Genomic DNA, 23,685 nt, shown 5'->3' on the forward strand with positions numbered 1-23,685 from the left:
ATAGCCAACACAAATAGCCGGATTTGATTCCAATATAAACCCTGTTTAGACAAAAATTCTAAGCTTGCACCAAATAACAAACTAAAAATTGCCAGAAATTTTCCCTGAACAAATATATGTAAATACACCCAGCACCAAATATCGCCGGCCGTCGTGCCAGCAGATAAACTGGATTCACATAAGCTAATTGAGGTAGTGCAAAGCCAAAAATATTTATCAATAAAATAGCTAAAATAGCGCTTCCGCGCAGCAGATCAATTTGCTTAATCCGCTGCCAGTTAGCTGTAATAACAAACATTAATTAGCCGTTACGCAGGCGAGAAATGTTACGTAAAAATTCCTGACGGGTATTTTGACTAGATTTAAATAAACCGCCTAGCGAGGTTGTCATTGTGCTACTGCTTACATCACGAACGCCTCTAGCTTTAACGCAATAATGAACGGCATCGATTGTAACAGCAACATTAGCTGTGCCTAATAAAGTTTGAAGCGCAATTAAAATTTGTTGAGTTAAACGCTCCTGAACTTGTGGGCGGTGAGAAAAGAATTGAACAATGCGATTAATTTTAGATAAACCAACTACCTTATCCTTGGGAATATAGGCCACTGTCGCCTTACCATCGATGGTAACAAAATGATGCTCACAAACACTGGTTAACGTAATATCACGAACCGTAACCATTTCGTCGAAATCCATTTTGTTTTCGATCAAGGTAATCTTAGGGAAGTTATTATAATCAAGCCCGGAGAAAATTTCGTCGACATACATTTTAGCAACGCGCTTCGGTGTTTCTACTAAGCTATCATCGCTAAGGTCGAGATTAAGTAAACGCATAATTTCACCCATATGCGCTTCAATCTGTTGTTTACGCTCATTTGCACAAAGAGATTGGCCACAAAGTGGAGTTTCAAGACCACGAGCTTCAAGTGCTTGACGAACAAGATGCGCTTCTTGACTTAGCGATGACATGCATTTCTCCAACAATAAAATTCAACATTTAACCAACTATATATTCAACCAATGGATACCATTATCCCTCGACAATAACCTATCCTAACAAAATATTTTTTATATCGCGCTAATTTTTCATATCAGAGTCACTATTTATCTTTTTTTACTAACCATTTATATAAAAATATCTATTTATTTTACTCTAAATAATCAATTTACTAACTATATCCTCATTTTAAACCCACTCAACGACGATTAACTTTTTGTTATAACATATGTGAGTTTTAACCAAAAAAATCTATTGCTGTAATATAACAGACAAAAATAGCTGTTATTGTCTTCGTTAACTTATTTGATTTGTTATTCACTTAAATAGCGTTAATTAAACAACTGTTGGTTAATCAACAGTTGTTAAGTCAATTATTTTGCTAACTGAAATAGATTTCATCATTAGATAGCAATTTATTTAATTCATGTAATTACTCCACCAAAGACGAAACTTCAAACCAATTAAACTACTCCAGCCAGTAGTGGTACTAACCACTTTGCCTTTATAAATAATGACAAAAGTTGGTGTTACACTAATGTGCCATTGAGCAGCATGGGCACCGGTTGGATCATTAACAGTTGGCATCATAAAGTGCTTTTGCCTCAAATAGTGCTGTACTTTAGCGTCATCGACTGAACGAAAGGCGACTGTTAATACATTACCACCGTTAGCCGCATAGTCCGCTATTTTTGGGCTAGTAAAACGACAAATGCCACACCAGCTAGCCCAAAAATAGAGCAATAGTGGTTGTTTGGCACTTAACTCTGCCAATGTTACTTGTTTTTCCGCTAGCGTTATTACGGTGTCACTAGCAAAATTATAGGGCGCTTGAGGAGCACGGAAATTATCCAGTAATAGAATAAAAATGACTAGGATCAACAAAAAAAACAGCCCCTCACGCAACCAACGATAAAATTTATTTGTCATTTAAGTTTTTCCAATTCTATTTTAACTATCCCTTGCAACTGTTCATAACTCACCGCACCACTCAGCACTTGAGAGCCAATCAATGTAGCAGGCGTACCTTGCACGTCGAGCTGTTGTGCTAGAGCCAAATTGTCGTTAATGGTATCCAGCGTTTGGCTATCAAACTGCATTAAATTAATACCAATTTTTTGCTCTGCTGCTTTGATACTGGCGTTATCATGATAACCTTTCTTGGCCATCAGACGATGGTGTAACAACCAAAACTTTTCCCTATCCTGTTTCCACAGGGAAAGCGCACTGCGCGCAGCTGTCACTGAACTTTGCGCTCGAAACGGTAGTGGTTTGATAATCAAAGCAACTTGCGGTTGAGACTGGACAATTTTTATCAGTAACGGATCAAATTGTTTACAAAAAGAACAGTTATAATCAGTAAAATAAACCATCACTAATTTAGCCTCAGCGGCGCCAAGACGTGGGCTATTCGGATCGTTAAATAGCCTATTTTGGTTTTGTTTAATTATTTTTTTCAACTGTTGCTGTCTTTGTTGTTGTCGCTGTTCACGATAAGCATTAGCCGCTTGTAACAGTATTTCCGGATTATTAACTAATGTTTCGCGGATCTGTTCTTGCAAAAAAGCTTTCTGTTCTAATGTAAACAAGTGATTATTAGCTAATGATGGCGTCGTCATTAGTAATAGCAGCAAAATGAGTTTTTTCATCTTACATTTCCTTTTGCCTGCTGCAAAATTTGCAATAAGTCATCTTTGTTCAACAAAGGCGATAGAATTTTCCCCTGCGTCAATCCAGGGCCATAAATCTGGTTGTAGGGAACCGCCAGCATACCGCGTTTTTGTAAAAATTGATTAATGGCGGCTGATGGCTGAGTCCAGTCACCACGCAATGCGACCACATCTTCAGCCTGTAGAGCTTTTTGCACATCGCTACCTAGCAAAACATTAAATTTGTTAGCTTTACAAGTAACGCACCAGTCAGCAGTTACATCGATGAATACCCGTTTATTCGCCGCTAGTGCCTGGTTAATTGCTGCTTCGGTTAATGGTTGCCAGCGGATCTCATCTTTCAGTGATTGCTTGCTGTAGTGTAAAGTAAGCATAACTAACCCAATAGCGAGCGCAGCACTTCCACACACAGTGATTGCCCAACGTAATGAATAATGACGTGCACAACTGAACAATAAAGCCGCTAGTATTAAAAAGCCCAAAAACAATGTCCAACTTGTACCGATAAATGCAGTGAGCAAACTAAGTAACCAGAGACAGGATGCCAGCATCATAGCAGCCAGCCCCTAGACGCAATTTATTCATCCAACGGCCAGGTCGAGGTAGCCGGAAAGCTAGCGTAGGTCTCACGGCAATTAATAACCAAGGTAAACTCATACCAATGCTCATTGCGATAAATAGTCCCCATAATTGCGGTAATGGTGCTGCCAGTGCAATAGCAACTGCAGTACCAAGAAAAGGAGCCGAACACGGTGTTGCTAGTAGCGTCGCAAATGCACCGTGTAAGAAATGGCCCACTAACCCATCAGCCTGCAAGTTTGCTAATCGTGTATTAAAATTAGTGGGTAAGCGGAAATAGAACAGTCCAAAGAGATTTGCACTAAATAGCAGGGTGACTATCACTAATAAAGCGATAAACCACGGATTCTGAAACTGAATACCCCAGCCTATTGCTTGATTGGTTAGCCGTAAAATCGTCATCAACAACGCAAGCGCCATAAAAGAGATAATAATACCGCCGCTTGAAGCCAAGAATTGTAATCTTACACTGCGACGATCACGCTGTTGCAGCTGTAAAATAGTGCTAAGCTTGAGACCTAACACTGGTAAAACACATGGCATAAAATTAAGGATCAAACCGCCTGCGATGGCGAATAACACAATCTGCCAAAGTGGCATTTGTAAGTGTTCAGAGGCTAGTGGCGCGCCAATGGTTACCGTGCTTTGCTGAGCAATGCCTTCATCCTCTATCACTAACGACAATGTTTTACCGGTCAAATCTGGTGCACCATCGCCCCACTCATCAGTCGCAGGTAAAGTGATCTGCAAACGTTGTCCTTGTAGTTGCAAAACTGGCTTACCAAGGCTGGCTCCATCTGGCATATCGACAAAAACTGCTGGTGCCTGCCAGCTAGCTACCCGTTCAGCCAGTACCTGCACTACACCGCTGCGATAACCTGCTGTTAGCTTTGCTAGTAATGCGTTTTCTTGTGGGATTTTACCCATCGCTGCAGCGTAATTATGGGCAAAGTTTGCATCAGTGGGTTGTTGTAGATCTAACGTGAAAGGATAATCGGTTAGAATACAGACGTTGCTGCAGGTTGACAATGTCAAGGTACCACTTAGCAGTGAGTCAGGTTTTGCTGTTAACTGGATCGGCAGGCTAACACCCTCATGATAGCCTTGAGTACTGATGCCAGAAACATCAAAGCGTTGTGGGGTTGGCCAAAACCATTTTGCCGCAATTGAATTATCGTGCCAGGTGATTTTCGGCGCAATCCCCCCCTCTCCCGGTGTTCGCCAGTAAGTTTTCCACCCCTCTTGTAAACGGATATCAAGTAAAAGGCGCGTAACGTCAGCTGCGTTATTGTCAGCGCGTAAACGAACTTCAGCATGACTATTTTGTAAGTTTTTAAGCCAACCGGTGTCGGCTGCAAAAGTAACTGGCAACCATAGCATAAGCAATGCCAGCAGGCTATTACGAAAAAAATTTAGCATATTTTATCTCCAAAAATGAAAATGACTAAGTAATAAACTTGTCAGTGTTCATTCCCGGAAATTACAGAGTCGTAAATGAATACGAAGTCGAGGAGATGAAAGTGGAATAGTAAAAGAGAGTAGTACAGCAAAGCGTGGGATAAATACCAGTAACGCTAATAACACACTAAAAATTAGTAGTAGCGCTTCTGTGATCTCAGGTGGGATACTCACTAAGGATTTAGTACTCAACTCACAAGGAGTCAGCGAATTATCAATATCATCCTGATGATCCTCTGCAAATACGGAGGTCTGCACGCTAGTTACCGGAGAAAATATCAACTGCCCCATAGCAATACGACTAATCATACAAATCATGACTATTAGGTATGCCAGGGCGAGAAACCATTTTGACAGTTGCTGCATTTTTCTCATGCTAACCTCGATAAAAACGAATGTTTATTCTAGCATTGACAATAAATTGTACAACCCTAGACTAGCTAAACAGACGTAATTATTTTATCAGCCTTGATAGTTAAATTAAATTAATCCATAAATAGGCGACAAAGAAGTTATCTACTTTGTCAATAAGCGAGATTATTGGCATAATACGCTAAAAATATTTGGCAAAATTATGCCAATATCAGTCAAAATGGTAGTCTTATTGGGAGCCAAATATGGAGCATGAGTATACCGGCGAATTATTATCGCTGAAGGAAGCATTAAATAATATATTGACTCTAACTACCCCGATCGCAGAAAAAGAAATTATCTCATTAACCGAATCGATTAATCGTATTACTGCTACAGAAATTATATCACCAATTAATGTCCCGCCATTGGATAACTCAGCTATGGATGGTTATGCAATACGCTTTAATGATTGGCATGATGCAACACCGTTGGTTATTGCCGGTAAAGCACTGGCTGGTTCTCCTTTTCGCGGTTCCCTGCCGGCGAAAACTTGTATCCGCATTATGACCGGAGCGCCGATCCCCACCGGAGTTGATACAGTCATCATGCAAGAAAACACCCGCCTAGCTGATAATGCCATCAGTTTTATACAACCAATAAAACCAGGCATTAATATTCGTTATGCCGGCGAAGATATTCGACAAGGTGATACCGTATTGCCAGTAGGAACAAAACTTTCCGCCACCCAAATATCCCTGATCGCCTCATTAGGAATAAGTCAGATAGAAGTTTTTCGCCAGTTGAAAGTGGCTATTTTCTCTACCGGCGATGAACTACAAACTATTGGTCAGCCACTGGTCGCAGGTCAAATCTATGATACCAATCGACTGGCAATACGCTTAATGTTGGAAAAAATGAACTGTCACGTGATTGATTTAGGTATTATTGCTGATGATCCTGACAAACTCTATCAAGCGTTTAAGCAAGCCGATCAACAAGCCGATTTGGTTATCAGTAGCGGGGGAGTGTCAGTGGGTGAAGCCGATTATACCAAGCAGATCCTTAATCAAATAGGCAGCATCAATTTCTGGCAACTGGCAATAAAACCTGGTAAACCATTTGCCTTCGGTAAACTAAAATCTGCCTGGTTTTGTGGCTTACCCGGTAATGCTGTTTCCGCTATAGTTACGTTTTATCAATTGGTACAACCTTTTATTAATCACCTCTGTGCCTTTAGTCAATGGCAAAGCACCCCCTATTTGAAAGCACGCGCCACTAGCCCGATAAAAACATCTCCTGGGCGCCTCGAGTTCCAACGCGGAATTGCCAAAGTTAATTCTCAAGGAGATTTAGAAGTAACACCGATGACACAACAAGGGTCACACATTTTGAGTTCTTTTAACCAAAGTAACTGTTTTATCGTTTTAGCGCAAAATCGTGGCATGGTTAACTTAGGTGAATTAGTTGATATTGAGTATTTTAATCATTTATTGATAAGTGAATAAGCATGGCTATTGAATTATCTGACCAAGAGATGCTGCGTTATAATCGCCAAATTATTTTACAAAACTTCGATTTTGACGGACAAGAAAAATTAAAAGCAGCGAAAGTATTGCTGGTTGGAGTGGGTGGTTTAGGTTGTGCCGCTGCTCAATATTTAGCTGCCGCAGGTGTGGGGCAGTTAACACTGCTGGATTTTGATACTGTCTCCCTATCAAATCTGCAACGGCAGATCCTCTATAACGAGCAATCTATCGGTAGCGCAAAGGTTGACTCGGCCAAAACCACATTAGTTAACATTAATCCATACATAAAAATTTCTACCGTTAATAAAAAACTAGCCGAACATGAACTTAATAATTTAATTAAGCGACAAGATGTGATTGTTGACTGTACGGATAATGTCACAATTCGCGAGCAACTTAATCGCCTATGTTTAACACTAAAACGCCCATTAGTATCCGGCGCAGCTATTCGCATGGAAGGACAACTGGTGGTATTAACTTATCAAGATAATACCCCCTGCTATCACTGTTTAAGTCGTTTATTTGGTGAAAATAATCTCTCCTGCATCGAAACCGGCGTTATGTCTCCACTGGTTGGTATTATTGGTAGCCTGCAAGCGATGGAAACACTAAAATTACTCACTAACTATGGTCAAATCATAAGCGGAAAAGTGCTATTTTATGATGCCATGTCAACCGAGTTCCACACGATCAATTTAATGCCTGATCCTAATTGTGAAATCTGTCAGAGAAACCAATTATAGGCTAATATTTATCGCCATGAGAGCAACAAAGCGCTTTTGGTACCATCTATTTTGTTAATGCTAACCAAGTGATGGAAACATAACATAGCTATAGATTATCATAAGTTTTGACTGATGGTGCCGTGTAGTGCGAAAAACGATTAAGCAAATTGGCCGGATTGTCATCAACAATCGCCATATGGCGATATTTTTCTTGTAAAAACTTTTCATCAGCCATTTTTTCTATCATAGCAACTAACGGTGCCCAATAATTATTAACATTTAATAAGCCACAAGGTTTTTTATGTAAGCCAATTTGGCCCCAAGTAAACACTTCACTAAATTCCTCCAGCGTACCAAATCCCCCTGGTAGTGCAATAAATCCATCAGCCAAATCAATCATCTTTTGCTTACGTTGATGCATAGTATCGACAATATGGATTTTAGTCAGCCCAGTATGGGAAATCTCACGTTCGACTAATAATTTAGGCATTACGCCCACAACCTGACCTCCTTGTTCTAATACCGAATTGGCCAAAATACCCATAATACCGACACGACCACCGCCATAAACCAGCGTTATTTTTCTGTTAACCAGCTCAGCTGCTAACGCGATAGCCTGCTGTTGATAAATATCACTGTCTCCTACACTAGAACCGCAATATACCGTTACACTATTTATCTTTCCCACATGATCCTCCTTAACTTAAATTGGCTAGTTCCAGCCCCAGCAGACATTAATCAAATCTAACAAACCGATAAATATTTTTCATGTGATTCCTTTTTTAAAATTAACATTTATTATAGTGAATATCTTATTTACAATCGGCGCTGAAAATAATACTTGTTCAATTATCTTTTATGCAATAATTACTCAATAACATTAAGTAAATCTTGCTGTTACTAACTGATTATTTAATTTTCTAACATTTATTTGGTTCTATATTTATCGAGGTTACCTCCAAATGTCATTTGTCTTAAATCAAAAGCGTAAAACGCTGTTGCCTGTATTGTTGTTGCTCTTTGCAATGCTCTCAATACAAAGTGGTGCTTCATTAGCAAAAAGTTTATTTCCAACTATCGGTGCACTTGGCGTAACGGCTTTAAGACTCTTTTTGGCAACAATTATTCTTTTTATAATTTTTAAGCCCTGGCGCAAAAAGTTACGCGGCCATTCACTAAAACATTTACTTATTTATGGTATCTCCTTAGGGTCAATGAATTCGCTGTTTTATCTATCGCTAGAAAGGATCCCGTTGGGGATTGCCGTTGCATTAGAGTTCACCGGTCCTTTAGCCGTAGCAATGTTCTCATCTCGCCGAGCGATTGATTTTGTTTGGATATTAATGGTTATTGTTGGACTAGCTTTTCTACTACCTATCGGAAACAGTATTAATAGTTTAGATCCTGTCGGTATTGTTTATGCTTTAGCTGCCGGTATTTGTTGGGGAATGTATATCATCTTTGGTCAGCGCGCGGGGGCGGGTTATGGCTCAGCAACCGTGGCTTTAGGTTCGTTTATCTCGACATTGATTTTTTTTCCAGTCGGCCTTCTCACCGTTGGCATCGAACCTCTATTTGATCTCTCTATCCTACCCATTGCACTGGCAGTTGCTATCTTGTCAACGGCCTTCCCCTACACACTTGAAATGTTTGCCCTGACACGCATGCCAGCGAAAACCTTTGGTACCTTAATGAGTCTGGAACCAGCAATGGGGGCTTTTATGGGCATGATATTTCTTAATGAACACTTAACTTTAACCCAGTGGTTTGCGCTATTATGTATCATTGGCGCATCAATTGGTTCAACATCAACTATGAAAAGCAAAACCGAAACGGTCGAAATCAATTAAGTCGTTCTTAGCACTCAAACAGTGTGTATTCAAACCTAAATTCACACTGTAACTTGTTGCTAATTTGGCTTGCATTCCTATTTTTTATCACCATATTTATAATTGTAAGTAATAAAATAACGCTTACATCAATATTACCTATCAATTTAATAGGATCAAATGATAAGACTATTGATCGATAATAAGCTATTTTTTAGATATAAAGTATTAATACATTATTTGATATAACGGGAGCGTAATAATGAGCACAGCTAAATTAGTTAAAGTACCAAAAATTGATTTACTCTATACCCGGAATAATATTAGTGATAGTACTAAAAAACACGTTATTTCTGTTTTAAATCCGCTAGTTGCCCAACTTATTAATCTTTCATTAATGACCAAGCAAGCGCATTGGAATCTGCGGGGCAGAAATTTTATTGCCGTTCATGAATTACTAGATGAATTTAATTCCTCTATTTTGGAGCACCAAGATGAATTGGCAGAACGTGTGGTACAAATGGGCGGTACGGCGATGGGCACAATAGAGTATGTGCATGACCATACCCCACTTAAAGCCTATCCAACCAATATTCACGATGTACAAGATCATTTGAAAGCCTTGGCCGATCGCGCTGCGGTGGTTGCCAATAATGTTCGTAAAGCGATTGATGATGTAGGTGAAGTAGATGCTGAAGATATTCTCACCGCAGCTTCTCGTGATCTGGAAAAATATCTCTGGTTTATCGAAGCAAATATTGAAAAGTAACCAATGCATAATTGATAACTATATAAAAATAAAATGTCGTCATTTAGCCACACAGGAGTGTGGTTTTTTTATTTTTGTTATCCCCTTAATATCAATTAATTATTTTACTATAATTGTCAGCATAGTAAGCAATCAATAAGGATTTTTATGGATATTGTCGTTAAAGACGCTAATGGGGCACACTTAAGCGATGGGGATAGTGTGCAAGTTACAAAAGATCTTAAAGTTAAAGGAACATCAAAAACCTTAAAACGAGGCACGGCAATAAAAAACATTCGCCTAACGCAAAATAAAGATGAAATTGAGTGTAATGCTGAAGGTATTAAAGGCTTAGTGCTAAAAACCTGCTTTCTGAAAAAAATTAACTAATTTCAATCCAGGAGTAATAAGTAACAGACAAAAATGCTGGTTACTTCGCTCTCTTCGTTAATGTATTGGTATTTCCGGTTCAACAATCGGAAATACCGGTAATGAAGCTAATAACCGAGCTCCATACGGTTTGGTTCTTAGTCGCTTATCATAGATAACAATTTCACCATAACAATCATGACTACGGATCAAGCGACCAACTTGCTGAATTAGTGTGAACGAGGCACTTGGCAAACTTTGTACTTCAAATGGATAAAGGTTTAAGGTTTTCAACCATTCATTTTCTGTAATAATGATCGGGTTTGTGATCGGGGGAAAAGAGATTTTTTGAATATGTACCTGCGATAAATAATCGCCTTTCAGATCCAATCCTTCAGCAAAGGATTGTAGTCCAACTAATACGCTAGTGTGTCCTTGATCAATACGTTGACAATGGCTTTCTACCAACCGATAACGCGGTTTATCTCCCTGAACCAACAATTGCCCGCGTAATTCGCTAACCTGTTGCAAAAAGCCTGCCATTGCACGTTGACTACTAAACAAAAATAGGATGCCACGATGTTTTCCAAACTGGAGTTGCTGTTTAAAATAAGCAGCCATTTCCGCTATATGTAAAGTTTCATTTTGCAGCGTTGGTTCAAATGACATTTTAGGGATCACTAATCGCCCCTGTTTAACATGATCAAAAGAGGCATCTAAGCTAATAAAGCGATCATCGTCCGCCTGATTTAATCTTGTCAGTTCCGTGAAACGGCTATAACTATCTAACGAGCGTAAAGTGGCTGACGTCACAATGATATGAGGAATATTTTGCCATAACAACTGATCTAATTGTTCACTAACCCGTATACCAGCACAATGAAAATAGTAATGTAACTGATTTTTATCATAATGACAGCTTAACCATTTGGATACCGGCGCATTTGAGGATGTTTCACAACTTGCTAAACGCCAAAGTTTAACCATATTTTGCCAGTAACTGAGCATCTTACTGCTAATTAGCAAACTACTATGCAAACTAGCAGCATCATGTTTACCACTCTGTTCAGATAGGTGATCGACTATTTTTTCAGTAAGTACCACCAAATCCTGACTAAGCTGTAAAAGCTGTTGGCAACAAATATATAATTCCGGCGGTAATTGGCCTAATTTAAATAAATAAATGGGCTCCTGACTTTTGTCTGGTAATAAACGCTGAGTGATTGCCATAACCTGGCTGAAGTAATCAATTAATTTTTGTCTGTGTTGGGTTAAATGGTTTGTTTTAGCCAGTTTTGGCGGCTTATCTGGGCGGTATTGGCTCAAATAGTGCTCCACATGACGCACAAAATGATCTAGCTGCGCTATCAGATGCGATAAAGTAATATTTGCTTCAACTTCTAAGCTATCGCGTGCCACATCAGCGATATGATGCCCTTCATCAAGGAATAACAACATCTTTTTAGCCTCAGGTAACACCGAGCCACTCTCCATCGCCGCCATCACCAACGCATGATTGGTAACAATGACATCAACTTGCTCAATTTTCCATCTCGCCAAAAAAAATGGACAGCCATGGTAAAACTGACAATTTCTGGCTAAACATCCGACTTTGTCGGTACTAATTTTTTTCCATAAACTGTCATCTAACGCTGTTTTATAATGATCTCTAACCCCATCCCAGAGACCGGCCATAAAATCAGCATGTAACTGTTGGCAAACAGTTCGCTCTTGTTCACTCGTTACCGCCATCTCCTGTTGCACTAAATACATTAAGTCAAGCTGCTGCTCATCCACTGCACAGATAGCGGCCAGATTGCGTGGGCACAGATAACGTCTGCGGCCAAAAATAGCAATAAATCGTAGCTCGGGAATAACTTTAGCTAACAAAGCAGATCTTTATGCAATATTTGATCTTGCAAAGCAATATTTGCCGTACTAATGACTAAAGGCTTGCTTTCTGCCCGGCTAATCGCAATACCGGCAATTAAATAAGATAGTGTTTTACCTACTCCGGTTGGTGCTTCAATAACCAAATGTCGGCCTTGTTCACCGGATAATGTCTTAGCAACTTCGGCGATCATTTGTCGCTGCGCAATACGTGGCACAAAACCTTCAATCGATGTCGATAGCGATTTATACCAAAGGCTTATCTGATTTTTAATTGCATTAGTTAGCGCCATAGAAATCTTATATAAAATATTCTCCGTTAGTTTGATGAGTATAAAACGATAAAATATTTAATTTATCATAGTGTTTAATCAATAGAATAAAAATTTAATCCACATTTAATTTCTGACAGAAAATCGATATACTATTTTTAGTTCACTCGCTATCATAAGTTATTGTTTATAATAGAAGGGTATTATGTACGAAGCATTTTTTGTTAGCCCACAATGGCTTCATCAACATTTAACTAATAAAAATATTATTCTAGTTGATGCTTCTGCGCCACCACCTACCGACCCAACTGATTATCAACAACGCTATTATCAAGAACATATTCCTGGTGCACAATTTTTTAATTTAGATAGTGTGGCTGATCAAAGTAGCAATCTGCCACATATGCTGCCGAATGAGATAACTTTTACTCATGCCGTTGAGCAATTAGGTATTAGCAATCATCATCAAGTGGTTATTTATGATCAAGGCGCACTATTTTCTGCACCACGCGCATGGTGGACCTTTAAAACATTAGGCTGTAATAATGTCAAAATTTTAGCCGGTGGGCTACATGGATGGAAAAAAGCTGGCTATTTGCTAGACTCCGGCATGCCTGCGATGCGACAGAGACAACATTTCACCGCTAAATGTATACCAGATGAAGCTGTATCACAACAGCAAGTCATCGCCCTTCTTCAACAACCTAATATTCAATTTATCGATGCACGACCGACTGCCCGTTTTAATGCACAGCAACCAGAGCCACGACCAGGATTGCGGATGGGACATTTGCCAGGCAGTAAAAATGTTCCTTGGAATTGGTTAGTCAATGAAGGTTGTTATAAATCACCTGAAGAGTTAAAAACTATTTTTGCCAACCAACAGGTTGACATTACGCTGCCGACAGTAATTAGCTGTGGTTCCGGTATGACTGCCGCTGTGGTATTACTTGCTTTAATACTGTTAGGTAATAAAAATGTCAAACTTTACGACGGCTCTTGGGCTGAATGGGGCCAAGATAATGGCTTACCGATTGAAACTCACTAAAATAAAAACATAACTACCTTAGTAGTTATGTTTTTATATGAGAAATGCTTATTATCTTTAGATAAGTGGGCTATGGGCGACCGACCATTCCGGCAATAAAAAGAACGACGATAGCGCCAATTACCGCAACAATAAAACTGCTTAAATTAAAGCCGTCCACTTTGCCTTTACCAAAGAAGGTACTAATATATCCGCCGACCACTGCACCGACAATACCGAGGATAATGGTCATGATAATCCCCATATTGTAAGCACCTGGCATGACCCACTTAGCAATAATACCAGCGATCAAACCAAAAATAACCCAGGACAAAATACCCATACACACCCTCCGAAATATCCAACATATTAAATAAGTTAAAAAACTAACTTGCTAACATTTCAAATATATGAACACTTTTTAGTAAAGAACCTAACCGCCAGAAATGCAAATAGATAAGCTATTTTTTATAAAATATTTGTGATAATCATTTTATCTTAGTTGGTTAGGGACTTTATAATATGTTGTATTTAATACTTTTTTTAAAATATGTTGTAGCAAGTCAACAAAAAGTATGACGTTCAATTATACTAGCAATATCGGCCGATTTTTTCACTACTCGGATCTGATTAAATAATTCAGCCGCTTCAACATACTTTTTGCGCAAATAACCTAGCCACTGTTTAATACGCGCTGCGTGATATTGACCCGTATCACCTTGTTTTTCCAACTGAATATATTTGAATAAAAGTTGCATAACCTGCGACCAAGCCATAGGTTCAGTTTGATATTTGATCACCTGAGCTAGGTTGGGAACATGTAATCCACCGCGGCCAATCATCAGCGCGTCACAGCCGGTTATAGTCCGGCACTCATTTGCACTAGACCAATCCCAAATTTCGCCGTTGGCAATAACTGGTATCGTTAATTTTTGCCGTATTTGGCCGATGGTTAGCCAATCAATTTTTTCTGCCCGATACCCCTCGGCCTTAGTTCGACCATGAATAATAATTTCTGTTGCGCCAGCCTGTTGCACGGCATCAGCAATTTCAAACGCCAGGCTACGATCATTCCAACCTAATCTGACTTTTACTGAGGTCGGTAAATCAGCAGCTACCGCCGCCCGAATTGCCTTAGCCGCCTGATATATCCGTTCAGGATCCTTTAATAGTGTCGCCCCACCACCATGGCCATTGACGGTCGGCGATGGACAGCCACAATTAAAATCCACCCCCCAAGAACCTAATTCAACAGCTCGAGCTGCATTTTCCGCTAACCATTGCGGATGCTGACCCAATAATTGAATACGCACTAATGTGCCTGCTAGGGTTTTGCTGGCTTGATATAATTCAGGGCAAATCCGATAAAATGCTTTGGCTGGCAATAAACTATCCACCACGCGCAAAAATTCCGTTATGCAAAGATCATATTCGTTAACTTCTGTTAATAACTCACGCACTAAAGAATCGAGCACCCCTTCCATCGGGGCGAGTAATATTCGCATTTATCCTCTACTTGGATTTTTTCGTGCTAAAGTTTTACTAGCAACGTTACTCGTTGTCCGTTGTTTTATTGGTTTATCATTAGTATGAGAAGCTTTTGCTACCGAATGACGTCGATGTTTTTTGTTTGCCGTTTTTTTTGGCGGTATGGGTTCTGGCTTAATAGTTGGATCAGGTTCATAACCTGCCAGTGCCATACGCGGGATACTCTGTTTTAATAATCGCTCAATCGCGGTTAATAAACCTTGCTCATCAATAGCAACTAGTGAAACCGCCAAACCGGTTGCTGCCGCGCGCCCAGTACGTCCAATACGATGCACATAATCCTCTGCCACATTGGGTAATTCGTAATTCACCACATAGGGTAACTGTTCAATATCCAATCCCCTAGCAGCAATATCCGTTGCTACCAACACTCTAATCGCACCTGATTTAAAATCTGCCAGAGTCCGCGTCCGTGCACCTTGACTTTTGTTGCCATGAATTGCCATCGCCTTAATTCCATCTTTAATCAGATGTTCAGTTAAACGATTAGCTCCGTATTTAGTTCGGGTAAAAACTAATACCTGCTGCCAGTTTTCGCTACCAATTAAATAAGAAAGCAATTCAGCTTTACGTCGCTTATCCACTAAATGTATAAGCTGTTTAACCTGCTGTGAGGCGGAATTGCGCGGAGCCACCTCCAATATGGTCGGATTATGCAGTAAACTATTAGCCAATTGTTTAATCTGATTAGAAAAAGTGGCAGAAAAAAGTAAATTTTGACGTTTTGGCGGTAATTTATTTAGTATTCGTCGAATATCATGAATAAATCCCATATCTAACATGCGATCGGCTTCATCCAATACTAAAATCTCAACCTTGGCTAGACTAACGGCATTTTGCTGCACCAAATCGAGTAATCGACCGGGTGTTGCCACTAAAATATCAACACCACCCCGTAATTTCATCATTTGTGGATTAATGCTAACACCACCAAAAACCACCAGCGATTTTAACCGCAAAAACTGGCTATAATCACGTACATTTTGTCCAACCTGAGCGGCTAATTCACGGGTCGGAGCCAAAATCAACGCCCGCACGGGTTTTCTGCCTTTTACAATAACAGGCGTCTGATTAAGATGTTGTAATATAGGTAAAACAAATCCAGCCGTTTTGCCGGTTCCTGTCTGTGCACTGGCCAACAGATCTTTTCCAGCTAATATTGCTGGGATCGCCTGTTGCTGAATTAACGTCGGCTTTTCATAGCCAACCTCTTTAATCGCCGATAATATCTCGTCAGATAAACCCAATGAGTTAAAACACATAAATATAAAATACTCCAAATTTCATTTGACTTAATTTCAGTCAACTGAATATAAGAACCATCACTATAAGCTATTAAAAATAGCGGTTGATGACAGTAAAATAACTGATTAGTGGCTGTCACTATCACCGACTAATGATGACTAAATAAAATAATTCACATAAATTCATCAAATAACAATTAACCTGATAAAATTAATTATGCATAACCTTATTTTATTCCATTTTATTGAACTATTTTAAGGATGCTATGAAAAAAAATCTGCGCTTATTAGCTATTGCTATTCTGTGTCTATTTATCGCTATTATAGTAGCTGGATACTACTACTATCAAACTCAGCAAAATAAGATGCTCATTTTGTATGGTAACGTTGATATTAGAACGGTTAATTTAAGCTTTAGAGTCAATGGTAAACTTCAAACACTGAACGTGGATGAAGGCGATAAAATTAGCCCCGGTCAGATCTTAGCTTCACTTGATAAAACACCTTATCAAAATAGCCTGAAACGCGCGACAGGTATTCTAACCAGCGCAAAAGCTAAATTAGATATGCTAGAAAGTGGTTATCGTAGCCAAGAAATTGCCCAAGTTGAAGCTGAAGTGGCACAACGGCAAGCTGCCTGGAAATATGCAAATAGTTTTTACCAACGCCAACAAGGGCTTTGGACGCAACGGGTAATTTCTGCCAATGATTTGGAAAATGCGAAAAACAATCGCAACCAAGCACTTGCAGCGCTAAATGCAGCAAAGGATAAATTAAATCAATACCCCACTGGCTATCGAACTGAAGAAATCGCCGCCGCTCGCGGTGAATGGGAACAGGCGGTCGCCGCATTAGCACAAGCAAAACTTGATCTGGAAGATACGATATTAACCACACCCTCACCAGGTACTATTTTAACCCGTGCTATTGAACCAGGGACTATTCTTACTGCCGGTAGCACTGTTTTTACCGTTTCGTTGATTCAACCTGTCTGGGTTAGAGCATATGTCAGTGAACCACATCTCGGTGAAGCAATACCCGGACGAGAAATATTACTCTATACCGATAGTCGTCCAGAGCAACCCTACCATGGCACTATCGGTTTCATCTTACCCACTGCTGAGTTTACGCCAAAAAGTGTGCAAACAACCGATTTACGTACTGATTTAGTATATCGTATTCGGGTTATTGTCAATGATGCTGACGATATGTTGCGCCAAGGCATGCCGGTGACACTTCATTTTGCAGCAAAAAAACAGTAAGGCTTAATGAATGGTCACACCCGTTGATAAGATAATATTGACTGACGTCGAGAAACGCTTTGCTGGTTTAGCCTCACCCGCATTAGCCAAACTCACCACTGAAATTACTGGCGGTTCAGTGACTGGCTTAGTTGGACCTGATGGTGCAGGAAAAACCACGCTATTACGGATGCTTGCTGGCTTATTAAAACCCGATAGCGGTAATATCACTATTATGGGTTTAGATCCCATTTGGCAAGGTGTTGAAGTTCGTCGCCATCTTGGTTATATGCCACAAAAGTTTGGTCTTTATGAAGATCTTACCGTACAAGAAAATTTGGATCTATACGCCAGCTTATGTGGCGTGATGGGCGAAAGTCGGCAAAAAATCTATCAACAATTACTGGATTTTACCGACCTAACTCGGTTTACCCAACGGCTGGCAGACGAACTGTCTGGGGGCATGAAACAAAAACTTGGGCTAGCTTGTACATTGATTAGTCGACCGAAAGTTCTATTACTTGATGAGCCTGGCGTAGGAGTTGATCCTATTGCTCGGCAAGAACTTTGGCGCATGGTGCATGAACTGGCTAGCGATGGTATGCTGATCCTGTGGAGTACATCCTACCTAGATGAAGCTGAACAATGCCGAGATATTTTACTGTTAAATCAGGGGCAACTACTCTATCGAGGGGTACCACAAGCACTAACTAACAAAATGGCTGGACGCTCTTTTTTACTCCAAGTTCCAGCCTCACAACGCCGTGCATACTTACAAGATGCGCTATTATTACCGCAAACAACTGACTGTGTTATTCAAGGGCATTATATTCGCGTGATCTTGAAAGAAAACAGCCAGCAAAGCGATTTTCTAACCCGTCTAAATTTCGCTAATGATAAATTAATTACCGCCAAACCGCGCTTCGAAGATGCTTTTATTGATTTATTGGGGGGTAGTCCCTCACAACGTTCTGAGTTGGCGGCAATTATGCCGCAAATTCCAGTTGATGCCACTGAAACTGTCATTGAAGCACAGAATCTTAGCAAACGATTCGGTGACTTTGCCGCAACGGATAACGTTAACTTTACGGTTAAACGTGGTGAAATTTTTGGCTTGCTAGGTCCTAATGGCGCCGGCAAATCGACAACATTCAAAATGATGTGCGGATTAATGCTACCAACCGCAGGTAGAGCGTTAGTCTTGGGGATGGATCTAAAAATAAGTTCAAATAAAGCCCGCCAACATCTTGGTTATATGGCGCAAAAATTTTCACTGTACGGTAATTTAACCGTTGCGCAGAACTTAAAGTTTTTCTCTGGTATTTATGGCCTTAGCGGCAGTCAGCAACAGCAAAAAATCAGTAGCATGATCAATGCCTTTAATTTAAATTCGATATTGCAACAAACTACTGATGAATTGCCATTAGGCTTCAAACAGCGGCTAGCTTTAGCTTGCTCGTTAATGCATGAACCTGACATTCTTTTTTTAGATGAACCCACTTCAGGCGTAGATCCGCTCACGCGAAGAGAATTTTGGTTACATATCAACGGCATGGTAAATAAAGGTGTCACAGTAATGGTCACTACTCACTTTATGGACGAGGCTGAATATTGCGATCGAATTAGTTTAGTTTATCGCGGTAAAATTATTGCTGCTGGTACACCTGATGAACTAAAAAGCCAAATTGCTACGCCAGAAAATCAAGATCCGTCGATGGAACAAGCTTTTATTAGTTTGATACTTAACTATGATCGAGGGAAACAATGAAGCAAACAGAAAAACAATCACCCCATGAAGCGCAGTTTTCATGGCGTCGTTTGTATGCCTTGTGTATTAAGGAAAGTAAACAGATCATACGTGATCCCAGTAGTGCGCTGATTGCTGTCGTTATTCCATTAATGCTGCTATTTATTTTTGGCTATGGTATCAATCTGGATTCAAGTAAATTGCGGCTTGGCATTCTCGTCAATCAACAAAATAACCAAGTACGGGAATTTGTCGCTACCTTTACCGGTTCTCCTTTTATTGAGGCAACAATTAGCGATAATCGAAAATTGCTAATAGATAAAATGCAAGCTGGGGAAATCCGCGGTATGGTCGTGATCCCTGTCGATTTTGCTAATCAGCTTAATCGTCCCTCGGATCATACCTCAATTCTAGTTATTACCGATGGTAGTGAGTCAAATACCGCCTATTTTATACAGGCTTATACCAAAGGTATTTGGCAAACCTGGCAGCAGCAACAAGGTGAAAACGCCGGTTATGACACTATACCATTAATTGTTCCAGAATTACGCTTCTGGTTTAATCCAGCAGCCATTAGCCAACATTTTATTATTCCTGGTGCGATCAGTATTATTATTACCGTCGTCGGTGCCATTCTGACTTCATTAGTGGTAGCCCGCGAGTGGGAACGAGGCACAATGGAAGCCTTACTCTCTACTCAAATAACACGCACAGAGTTACTGCTTGCCAAATTGTTACCCTATCAACTATTAGGCTCTTTTGTCATGCTACTTTGCATGTTAGTCACGATATTTATTTTACACATTCCTTATCGCGGTTCATTCTGCCTGTTATTTATAATTACCAGTCTCTATCTAGCAACGGCTCTTGGTATGGGATTACTGATCTCTACCTTAACCCGTAACCAATTTAACGCTGCTATTGTTGCATTAAATGCCGCTTTTTTACCGGCCATAATGTTGTCTGGTTTTATTTTTGAAATTGATAGTATGCCGCTAGTTATCCAATGGGTAACCTATTTGATACCAGCTCGTTATTTTGTTAGTAGTTTACAAACTCTATTTCTGGCTGGTGACATTTATTTTGTCCTGCTGACTAATTTTCTGTTATTAGTCGCGACGGCCATCATCTTTATTGGGCTCACCGCATTAAAAACGCGCCGCAGACTTGATTAGGGAGAGAATATGCTGCATCGTCTCTATACACTCATTATTAAAGAGTTGCAGTCGCTACTACAAGAGCCACAAACCCGTGCAATTCTTATCTTACCAGTTATTTTCCAAATGATTTTATTTCCACTAGCCGCCACTTTAGATGTCACTAACACCACAATAGCTATTTTCAACGAAGACAAAGGGCAAGACTCGATTGAATTAACCCAAAGATTGGCAAAATCGACAACATTTACTAATGTATTGCTACTCAATAATAATCAACAAGTTGCAGAAACCATTAATAATCGTAAGGCGCTGTTAGTCGTCCATTTCCCGCAAAATTTTAGTGCTCAGCTAGCACAAAGAAAATCAACTCCGGTTCAACTAATCCTTGATGGTAGAAACTCTAATAGTGCCCAGATCGCCGCTAATACAGTTAACCAAGTTATTGAAAATTATCAACAACAGTTATCTAACCCGCAGATAGCAAAGAATAATAGCGCATTAATCATTCGTAATTGGTATAACCCTAATCTTGATTACAAATGGTTTATCGTTCCCTCTTTGGTCGCGCTAATTACCACTATTGGTGTATTAGTTGTCACATCCTTATCAATTGCACGTGAGCGTGAACAAGGAACGCTTGATCAGTTACTGGTTTCACCTCTAACCACCTGGCAGATCTTTATTGGTAAAGCGGTTCCAGCATTAATTATTGCCACTTTGCAGGCAACATTAGTGCTGATTATTGGGATTTTCTGTTACAAAATTCCATTTTCCGGTTCATTACTTGTTTTTTACACTACCATGACAATTTATGGTCTGTCTTTAGTTGGTTTTGGCTTATTGATCTCTGCCATGTGTTCAACTCAGCAACAAGCATTTATTGGCGTATTTGTGTTTATGATGCCGGCAGTATTGTTATCAGGCTATGTTTCACCAATAGAAAATATGCCAGTTTGGTTACAAAATTTCACTTGGATCAATCCTATTCGTCATTTTACAGATATCACTAAACAAATTTATTTAAAAGATGCCGATTTTGCTGTGCTGTGGCATAACTTGTGGCCATTAGTTATTATTTCATTATGTACCACAACCTTAGCATATTGGTTATTTAGTCGAAAAATTGCCTGAATAACAAAATAAAAAAATCCCGCTAATACAATACTATCAGCAGGATTTTTAATAAAACAGATTAAATTAACGGCGATCGCCCAGAATACGTAACATCATTAAGAACAAGTTAATAAAATCTAAATAGAGAGTCAACGCCCCAAGAATAGCGTATTTACGCATACCTTCCTGATCACGACTATCAATTTGGCTGCCCATGTCTTTTAATTTCTGCGTATCATAAGCCGTCAAACCTGAAAAGATTAATACACCTACATAGGTGATGACCAAGGTTAAGCCAGAACTTTGCAGCCAAATATTCACTAATGAGGCAATAATTAGCCCGATTAGTGCCATAAATAGGAAGCTACCCATGCCACTTAAACTACGTTTGGTTGTATAGCCATAAAAACTTAGTGCGCCAAACATAGCAGCAGTGATAAAGAAGGTGCTGGCGACAGAAACGCCAGTATAGGCAACTAATACCAGAGAAATTGTTAGGCCTGTCAGCGCCGAGTAGAGCATAAACATTGCTGTTGCTAGCCCTGCACTCAATTTAGGCAACAGAAATGATAACCCAATGACTAATGCAAATTCAGCAATAATTAGGCCTATCAATACCCAACCATGCGTTGCCAGATACATAATAATATTACTATTATTAATTGCATACCAAGCAACAAACGCAGTTAATAACAAACCTACCGTCATCCAGCCGTATACTTGCGCCATATAGGCTTGAATACCTGCGCCAGCGCGCTGGACGATCGAATCATTTTGACGTTCAAATCGATCCATGATGATTACCCTCATCACTTGCGTTAAAGATAAAGCTATTTAATAAACTAGATAGCTCAGTAAACTTAAGTTAAGTCTATCATAATTTCTTGCTAAAACCATGGTTTGATATGAGCAAATAAATGAAGGTTTTACATTACTTTTACTTTATTGAGCTAAACTTCAATAAATTGAAATAACTTCAATAACAATTGGTTTACCAACGCTTAAATGCGGTTTGATCACTCAGTCTGGGCTCAACCCAACGGCTGCTTTGCCCTTGAGTCAAATGTTCTTTTTTCCAAAATGGTGCTTTAGTTTTCATATAATCCATAATAAATTCGGCGGCTAAAAAAGCACTACTACGATGGCCGCTAGTAACACCAACAAACACTATTTCCTCGCCCGGTTGTAAAGTACCAATTCGATGGATAATACAGATACGTTGCAATTGCCAACGATAACGTGCTTCATTGGCAATATCCTGTAACGCTTTCTCTGTCATAACTGGATAATGCTCAAGAGTGAGGGTTTTAATGTTATCACCCAAGTTATGGTTACGCACTTTACCGGTGAAAGTTACCACCGCACCATCATCCTGACATTGGGCTAACCATTTATATTGCTCACCCACATTAAAATTCGCTTGTTGAATAACCAGCCGTGTATCTGTCATTTATCCTCCCGTTACCGGTGGAAAAAAAGCGATTTCATCGCCACTAGTTAATGGATGATCTGGCTGTACAAAGGTATGATTGACCGCAAACAGCAGTTTTTTCTTTTCTAATGCTAATGCCCAGCGCTCACCACGTTGGCTTAATGCATTACGTAATTCTTCTACCGTCGAATAGCGATGTTCTAACTCTAATCTATCGGTGCCGGTTAATTCACGGACTTGGGCAAAAAAAAGCACTTTAATCATGATGTTATCCTAAAATCAGCGGATTTACCGCCCGTTTTTTCCAATAACCTAACTGAACTAATCACCATATCTTTTTGCACCGCTTTACACATATCGTAAATGGTTAATGCGGCGACTGATGCGGCGGTTAGCGCTTCCATTTCGACACCAGTCTTACCTGATAACCGACAATACGATTCAATTCGGATGCGATTAGCGCTTAATTGCGCTTCCAGTATAACTTCCACTTTACTGAGTAATAGCGGATGACAAAGCGGGATCAGATCCCAAGTTTTTTTGGCGGCTTGAATACCGGCAATCCGCGCAGTAGCAAAAACATCACCTTTATGATGACTGGCACTGATAATCATATTAAGTGTCTTAGCATTCATTGTTACAAATGCTTCTGCTCGCGCTTCACGAATGGTTTCCGCCTTTGTGGCCACATCCACCATATGCGCCTCACCCGCTGAGTTGATATGGGTTAGTTGAGACATGGTAAGCTCCTTAGA

General features: G+C 39.8%; 23 protein-coding genes and 2 pseudogenes. 10 read left to right on the forward strand and 15 right to left on the reverse strand.

What is annotated here, in order from left to right; all coding sequences use genetic code 11:
• Positions 1-58: 58 nt before the first annotated feature.
• The 6 genes and pseudogenes from H1X92_RS15960 to H1X92_RS14495 all read right to left on the reverse strand — a co-directional run bounded on the left by H1X92_RS15960 (position 59) and on the right by H1X92_RS14495 (position 5,080).
• Positions 59-298 (reverse strand): hypothetical protein, encoded by a 240-nt coding sequence (locus H1X92_RS15960; protein ID WP_233458171.1) that lies wholly within the window; start codon positions 296-298, stop codon positions 59-61.
• 3 nt (positions 299-301) lie between these two features.
• The gene (gene folE, locus H1X92_RS14475; RefSeq protein ID WP_180560806.1) at positions 302-970 is read right to left on the reverse strand and encodes a GTP cyclohydrolase I FolE; all 669 of its coding nucleotides are present in this window, start codon (positions 968-970) and stop codon (positions 302-304) included.
• 448 nt (positions 971-1,418) lie between these two features.
• Complete coding sequence (locus tag H1X92_RS14480; protein ID WP_180560807.1) at positions 1,419-1,928, reverse strand: protein disulfide oxidoreductase; 510 nt, start codon at positions 1,926-1,928, stop codon at positions 1,419-1,421.
• Entirely contained in the window at positions 1,925-2,647 is a 723-nt protein-coding gene (locus tag H1X92_RS14485) for a DsbA family protein (protein ID WP_180560808.1), read from the reverse strand. Before H1X92_RS14485 ends, H1X92_RS14480 begins: the two co-directional genes overlap by 4 nt.
• Positions 2,644-4,666 (reverse strand): annotated as a pseudogene (locus tag H1X92_RS14490) (protein-disulfide reductase DsbD family protein). The gene H1X92_RS14485 and the pseudogene H1X92_RS14490 overlap by 4 nt, the downstream one beginning before the upstream one ends.
• A gap of 48 nt (positions 4,667-4,714) precedes the next feature.
• Positions 4,715-5,080 (reverse strand): copper resistance protein, encoded by a 366-nt coding sequence (locus H1X92_RS14495; RefSeq protein WP_180560809.1) that lies wholly within the window; start codon positions 5,078-5,080, stop codon positions 4,715-4,717.
• A 242-nt stretch (positions 5,081-5,322) separates the two neighbouring features.
• Between H1X92_RS14495 and moeA the strand changes: the two genes are divergently transcribed.
• Both moeA and moeB read left to right on the forward strand, forming a co-directional pair.
• Positions 5,323-6,564, forward strand: coding sequence for a molybdopterin molybdotransferase MoeA (moeA, locus tag H1X92_RS14500; RefSeq protein WP_180560810.1), 1,242 nt, complete (start codon positions 5,323-5,325; stop codon positions 6,562-6,564).
• A 2-nt stretch (positions 6,565-6,566) separates the two neighbouring features.
• Positions 6,567-7,328 (forward strand): molybdopterin-synthase adenylyltransferase MoeB, encoded by a 762-nt coding sequence (gene moeB, locus H1X92_RS14505; RefSeq protein ID WP_180560811.1) that lies wholly within the window; start codon positions 6,567-6,569, stop codon positions 7,326-7,328.
• An 88-nt stretch (positions 7,329-7,416) separates the two neighbouring features.
• Here moeB and H1X92_RS14510 read toward each other — a convergent pair whose 3' ends face one another.
• Positions 7,417-7,998, reverse strand: coding sequence for a TIGR00730 family Rossman fold protein (locus H1X92_RS14510; protein ID WP_180560812.1), 582 nt, complete (start codon positions 7,996-7,998; stop codon positions 7,417-7,419).
• Positions 7,999-8,272: 274 nt separating this feature from the next.
• Between H1X92_RS14510 and rhtA the strand changes: the two genes are divergently transcribed.
• From rhtA to H1X92_RS14525, 3 genes are all read left to right on the forward strand, one after another.
• Positions 8,273-9,160 (forward strand): threonine/homoserine exporter RhtA, encoded by an 888-nt coding sequence (gene rhtA / locus H1X92_RS14515; RefSeq protein ID WP_180560813.1) that lies wholly within the window; start codon positions 8,273-8,275, stop codon positions 9,158-9,160.
• 241 nt (positions 9,161-9,401) lie between these two features.
• Complete coding sequence (dps, locus tag H1X92_RS14520; RefSeq protein WP_180560814.1) at positions 9,402-9,908, forward strand: DNA starvation/stationary phase protection protein Dps; 507 nt, start codon at positions 9,402-9,404, stop codon at positions 9,906-9,908.
• Between the two features lie 147 nt (positions 9,909-10,055).
• Positions 10,056-10,277 carry an alkylphosphonate utilization protein gene (locus H1X92_RS14525; RefSeq protein ID WP_026822158.1) on the forward strand — a complete coding sequence of 74 codons (222 nt, stop codon included), beginning with the start codon at positions 10,056-10,058 and terminating at the stop codon, positions 10,275-10,277.
• Between the two features lie 57 nt (positions 10,278-10,334).
• On the opposite strand, the pseudogene dinG reads toward H1X92_RS14525, so the two are convergent.
• Positions 10,335-12,439 (reverse strand): annotated as a pseudogene (gene dinG / locus H1X92_RS14530) (ATP-dependent DNA helicase DinG).
• A 184-nt stretch (positions 12,440-12,623) separates the two neighbouring features.
• Between dinG and sseA the strand changes: the two are divergent.
• The gene (sseA, locus tag H1X92_RS14535; protein ID WP_180560815.1) at positions 12,624-13,466 is read left to right on the forward strand and encodes a 3-mercaptopyruvate sulfurtransferase; all 843 of its coding nucleotides are present in this window, start codon (positions 12,624-12,626) and stop codon (positions 13,464-13,466) included.
• A 70-nt stretch (positions 13,467-13,536) separates the two neighbouring features.
• Here the strand turns inward: sseA and H1X92_RS14540 are convergent, their stop codons facing one another.
• The 3 genes from H1X92_RS14540 to rhlE form a co-directional block, all read right to left on the reverse strand.
• Positions 13,537-13,788: a GlsB/YeaQ/YmgE family stress response membrane protein gene (locus tag H1X92_RS14540; RefSeq protein WP_026822154.1), complete on the reverse strand. Its 252-nt coding sequence runs from the start codon at positions 13,786-13,788 to the stop codon at positions 13,537-13,539.
• 220 nt (positions 13,789-14,008) lie between these two features.
• Positions 14,009-14,950: a tRNA dihydrouridine(16) synthase DusC gene (gene dusC, locus H1X92_RS14545; RefSeq protein WP_180560816.1), complete on the reverse strand. Its 942-nt coding sequence runs from the start codon at positions 14,948-14,950 to the stop codon at positions 14,009-14,011.
• Positions 14,951-16,255, reverse strand: a complete 1,305-nt coding sequence (rhlE, locus tag H1X92_RS14550; RefSeq protein ID WP_180560817.1) for an ATP-dependent RNA helicase RhlE — start codon at positions 16,253-16,255, stop codon at positions 14,951-14,953.
• 248 nt (positions 16,256-16,503) lie between these two features.
• Here rhlE and hlyD point away from each other — a divergent pair, with 248 nt between their 5' ends.
• The 4 genes from hlyD to H1X92_RS14570 are packed head-to-tail and all read left to right on the forward strand — an operon-like array spanning position 16,504 to position 21,516.
• A complete protein-coding gene (gene hlyD / locus H1X92_RS14555; protein WP_180560818.1) occupies positions 16,504-17,499 on the forward strand; it encodes a secretion protein HlyD in 996 nt (331 codons plus the stop codon).
• A 10-nt stretch (positions 17,500-17,509) separates the two neighbouring features.
• On the forward strand, positions 17,510-19,246 hold the full coding sequence (locus tag H1X92_RS14560) for an ATP-binding cassette domain-containing protein (protein ID WP_180560819.1): 1,737 nt from the start codon (positions 17,510-17,512) through the stop codon (positions 19,244-19,246).
• Positions 19,243-20,400 (forward strand): ABC transporter permease, encoded by a 1,158-nt coding sequence (locus tag H1X92_RS14565; protein ID WP_180560820.1) that lies wholly within the window; start codon positions 19,243-19,245, stop codon positions 20,398-20,400. The genes H1X92_RS14560 and H1X92_RS14565 overlap by 4 nt, the downstream gene beginning before the upstream one ends.
• Positions 20,401-20,409: 9 nt before the next feature.
• Positions 20,410-21,516: an ABC transporter permease gene (locus tag H1X92_RS14570; protein WP_180560821.1), complete on the forward strand. Its 1,107-nt coding sequence runs from the start codon at positions 20,410-20,412 to the stop codon at positions 21,514-21,516.
• 66 nt (positions 21,517-21,582) lie between these two features.
• Here H1X92_RS14570 and H1X92_RS14575 read toward each other — a convergent pair whose 3' ends face one another.
• The 4 genes from H1X92_RS14575 to moaC form a co-directional block, all read right to left on the reverse strand.
• A complete protein-coding gene (locus tag H1X92_RS14575; RefSeq protein WP_180560822.1) occupies positions 21,583-22,293 on the reverse strand; it encodes a Bax inhibitor-1/YccA family protein in 711 nt (236 codons plus the stop codon).
• A gap of 196 nt (positions 22,294-22,489) precedes the next feature.
• Complete coding sequence (gene moaE / locus H1X92_RS14580) at positions 22,490-22,948, reverse strand: molybdopterin synthase catalytic subunit MoaE (RefSeq protein WP_180560823.1); 459 nt, start codon at positions 22,946-22,948, stop codon at positions 22,490-22,492.
• Positions 22,949-23,194, reverse strand: coding sequence for a molybdopterin synthase sulfur carrier subunit (gene moaD / locus H1X92_RS14585; protein ID WP_180560824.1), 246 nt, complete (start codon positions 23,192-23,194; stop codon positions 22,949-22,951).
• Positions 23,191-23,670 (reverse strand): cyclic pyranopterin monophosphate synthase MoaC, encoded by a 480-nt coding sequence (gene moaC, locus H1X92_RS14590; protein WP_180560825.1) that lies wholly within the window; start codon positions 23,668-23,670, stop codon positions 23,191-23,193. The genes moaD and moaC overlap by 4 nt, the downstream gene beginning before the upstream one ends.
• Positions 23,671-23,685: the final 15 nt, after the last annotated feature.

Source organism: Arsenophonus endosymbiont of Apis mellifera (assembly GCF_903968575.1).
Taxonomy (GTDB): domain Bacteria; phylum Pseudomonadota; class Gammaproteobacteria; order Enterobacterales; family Enterobacteriaceae; genus Arsenophonus; species Arsenophonus apicola.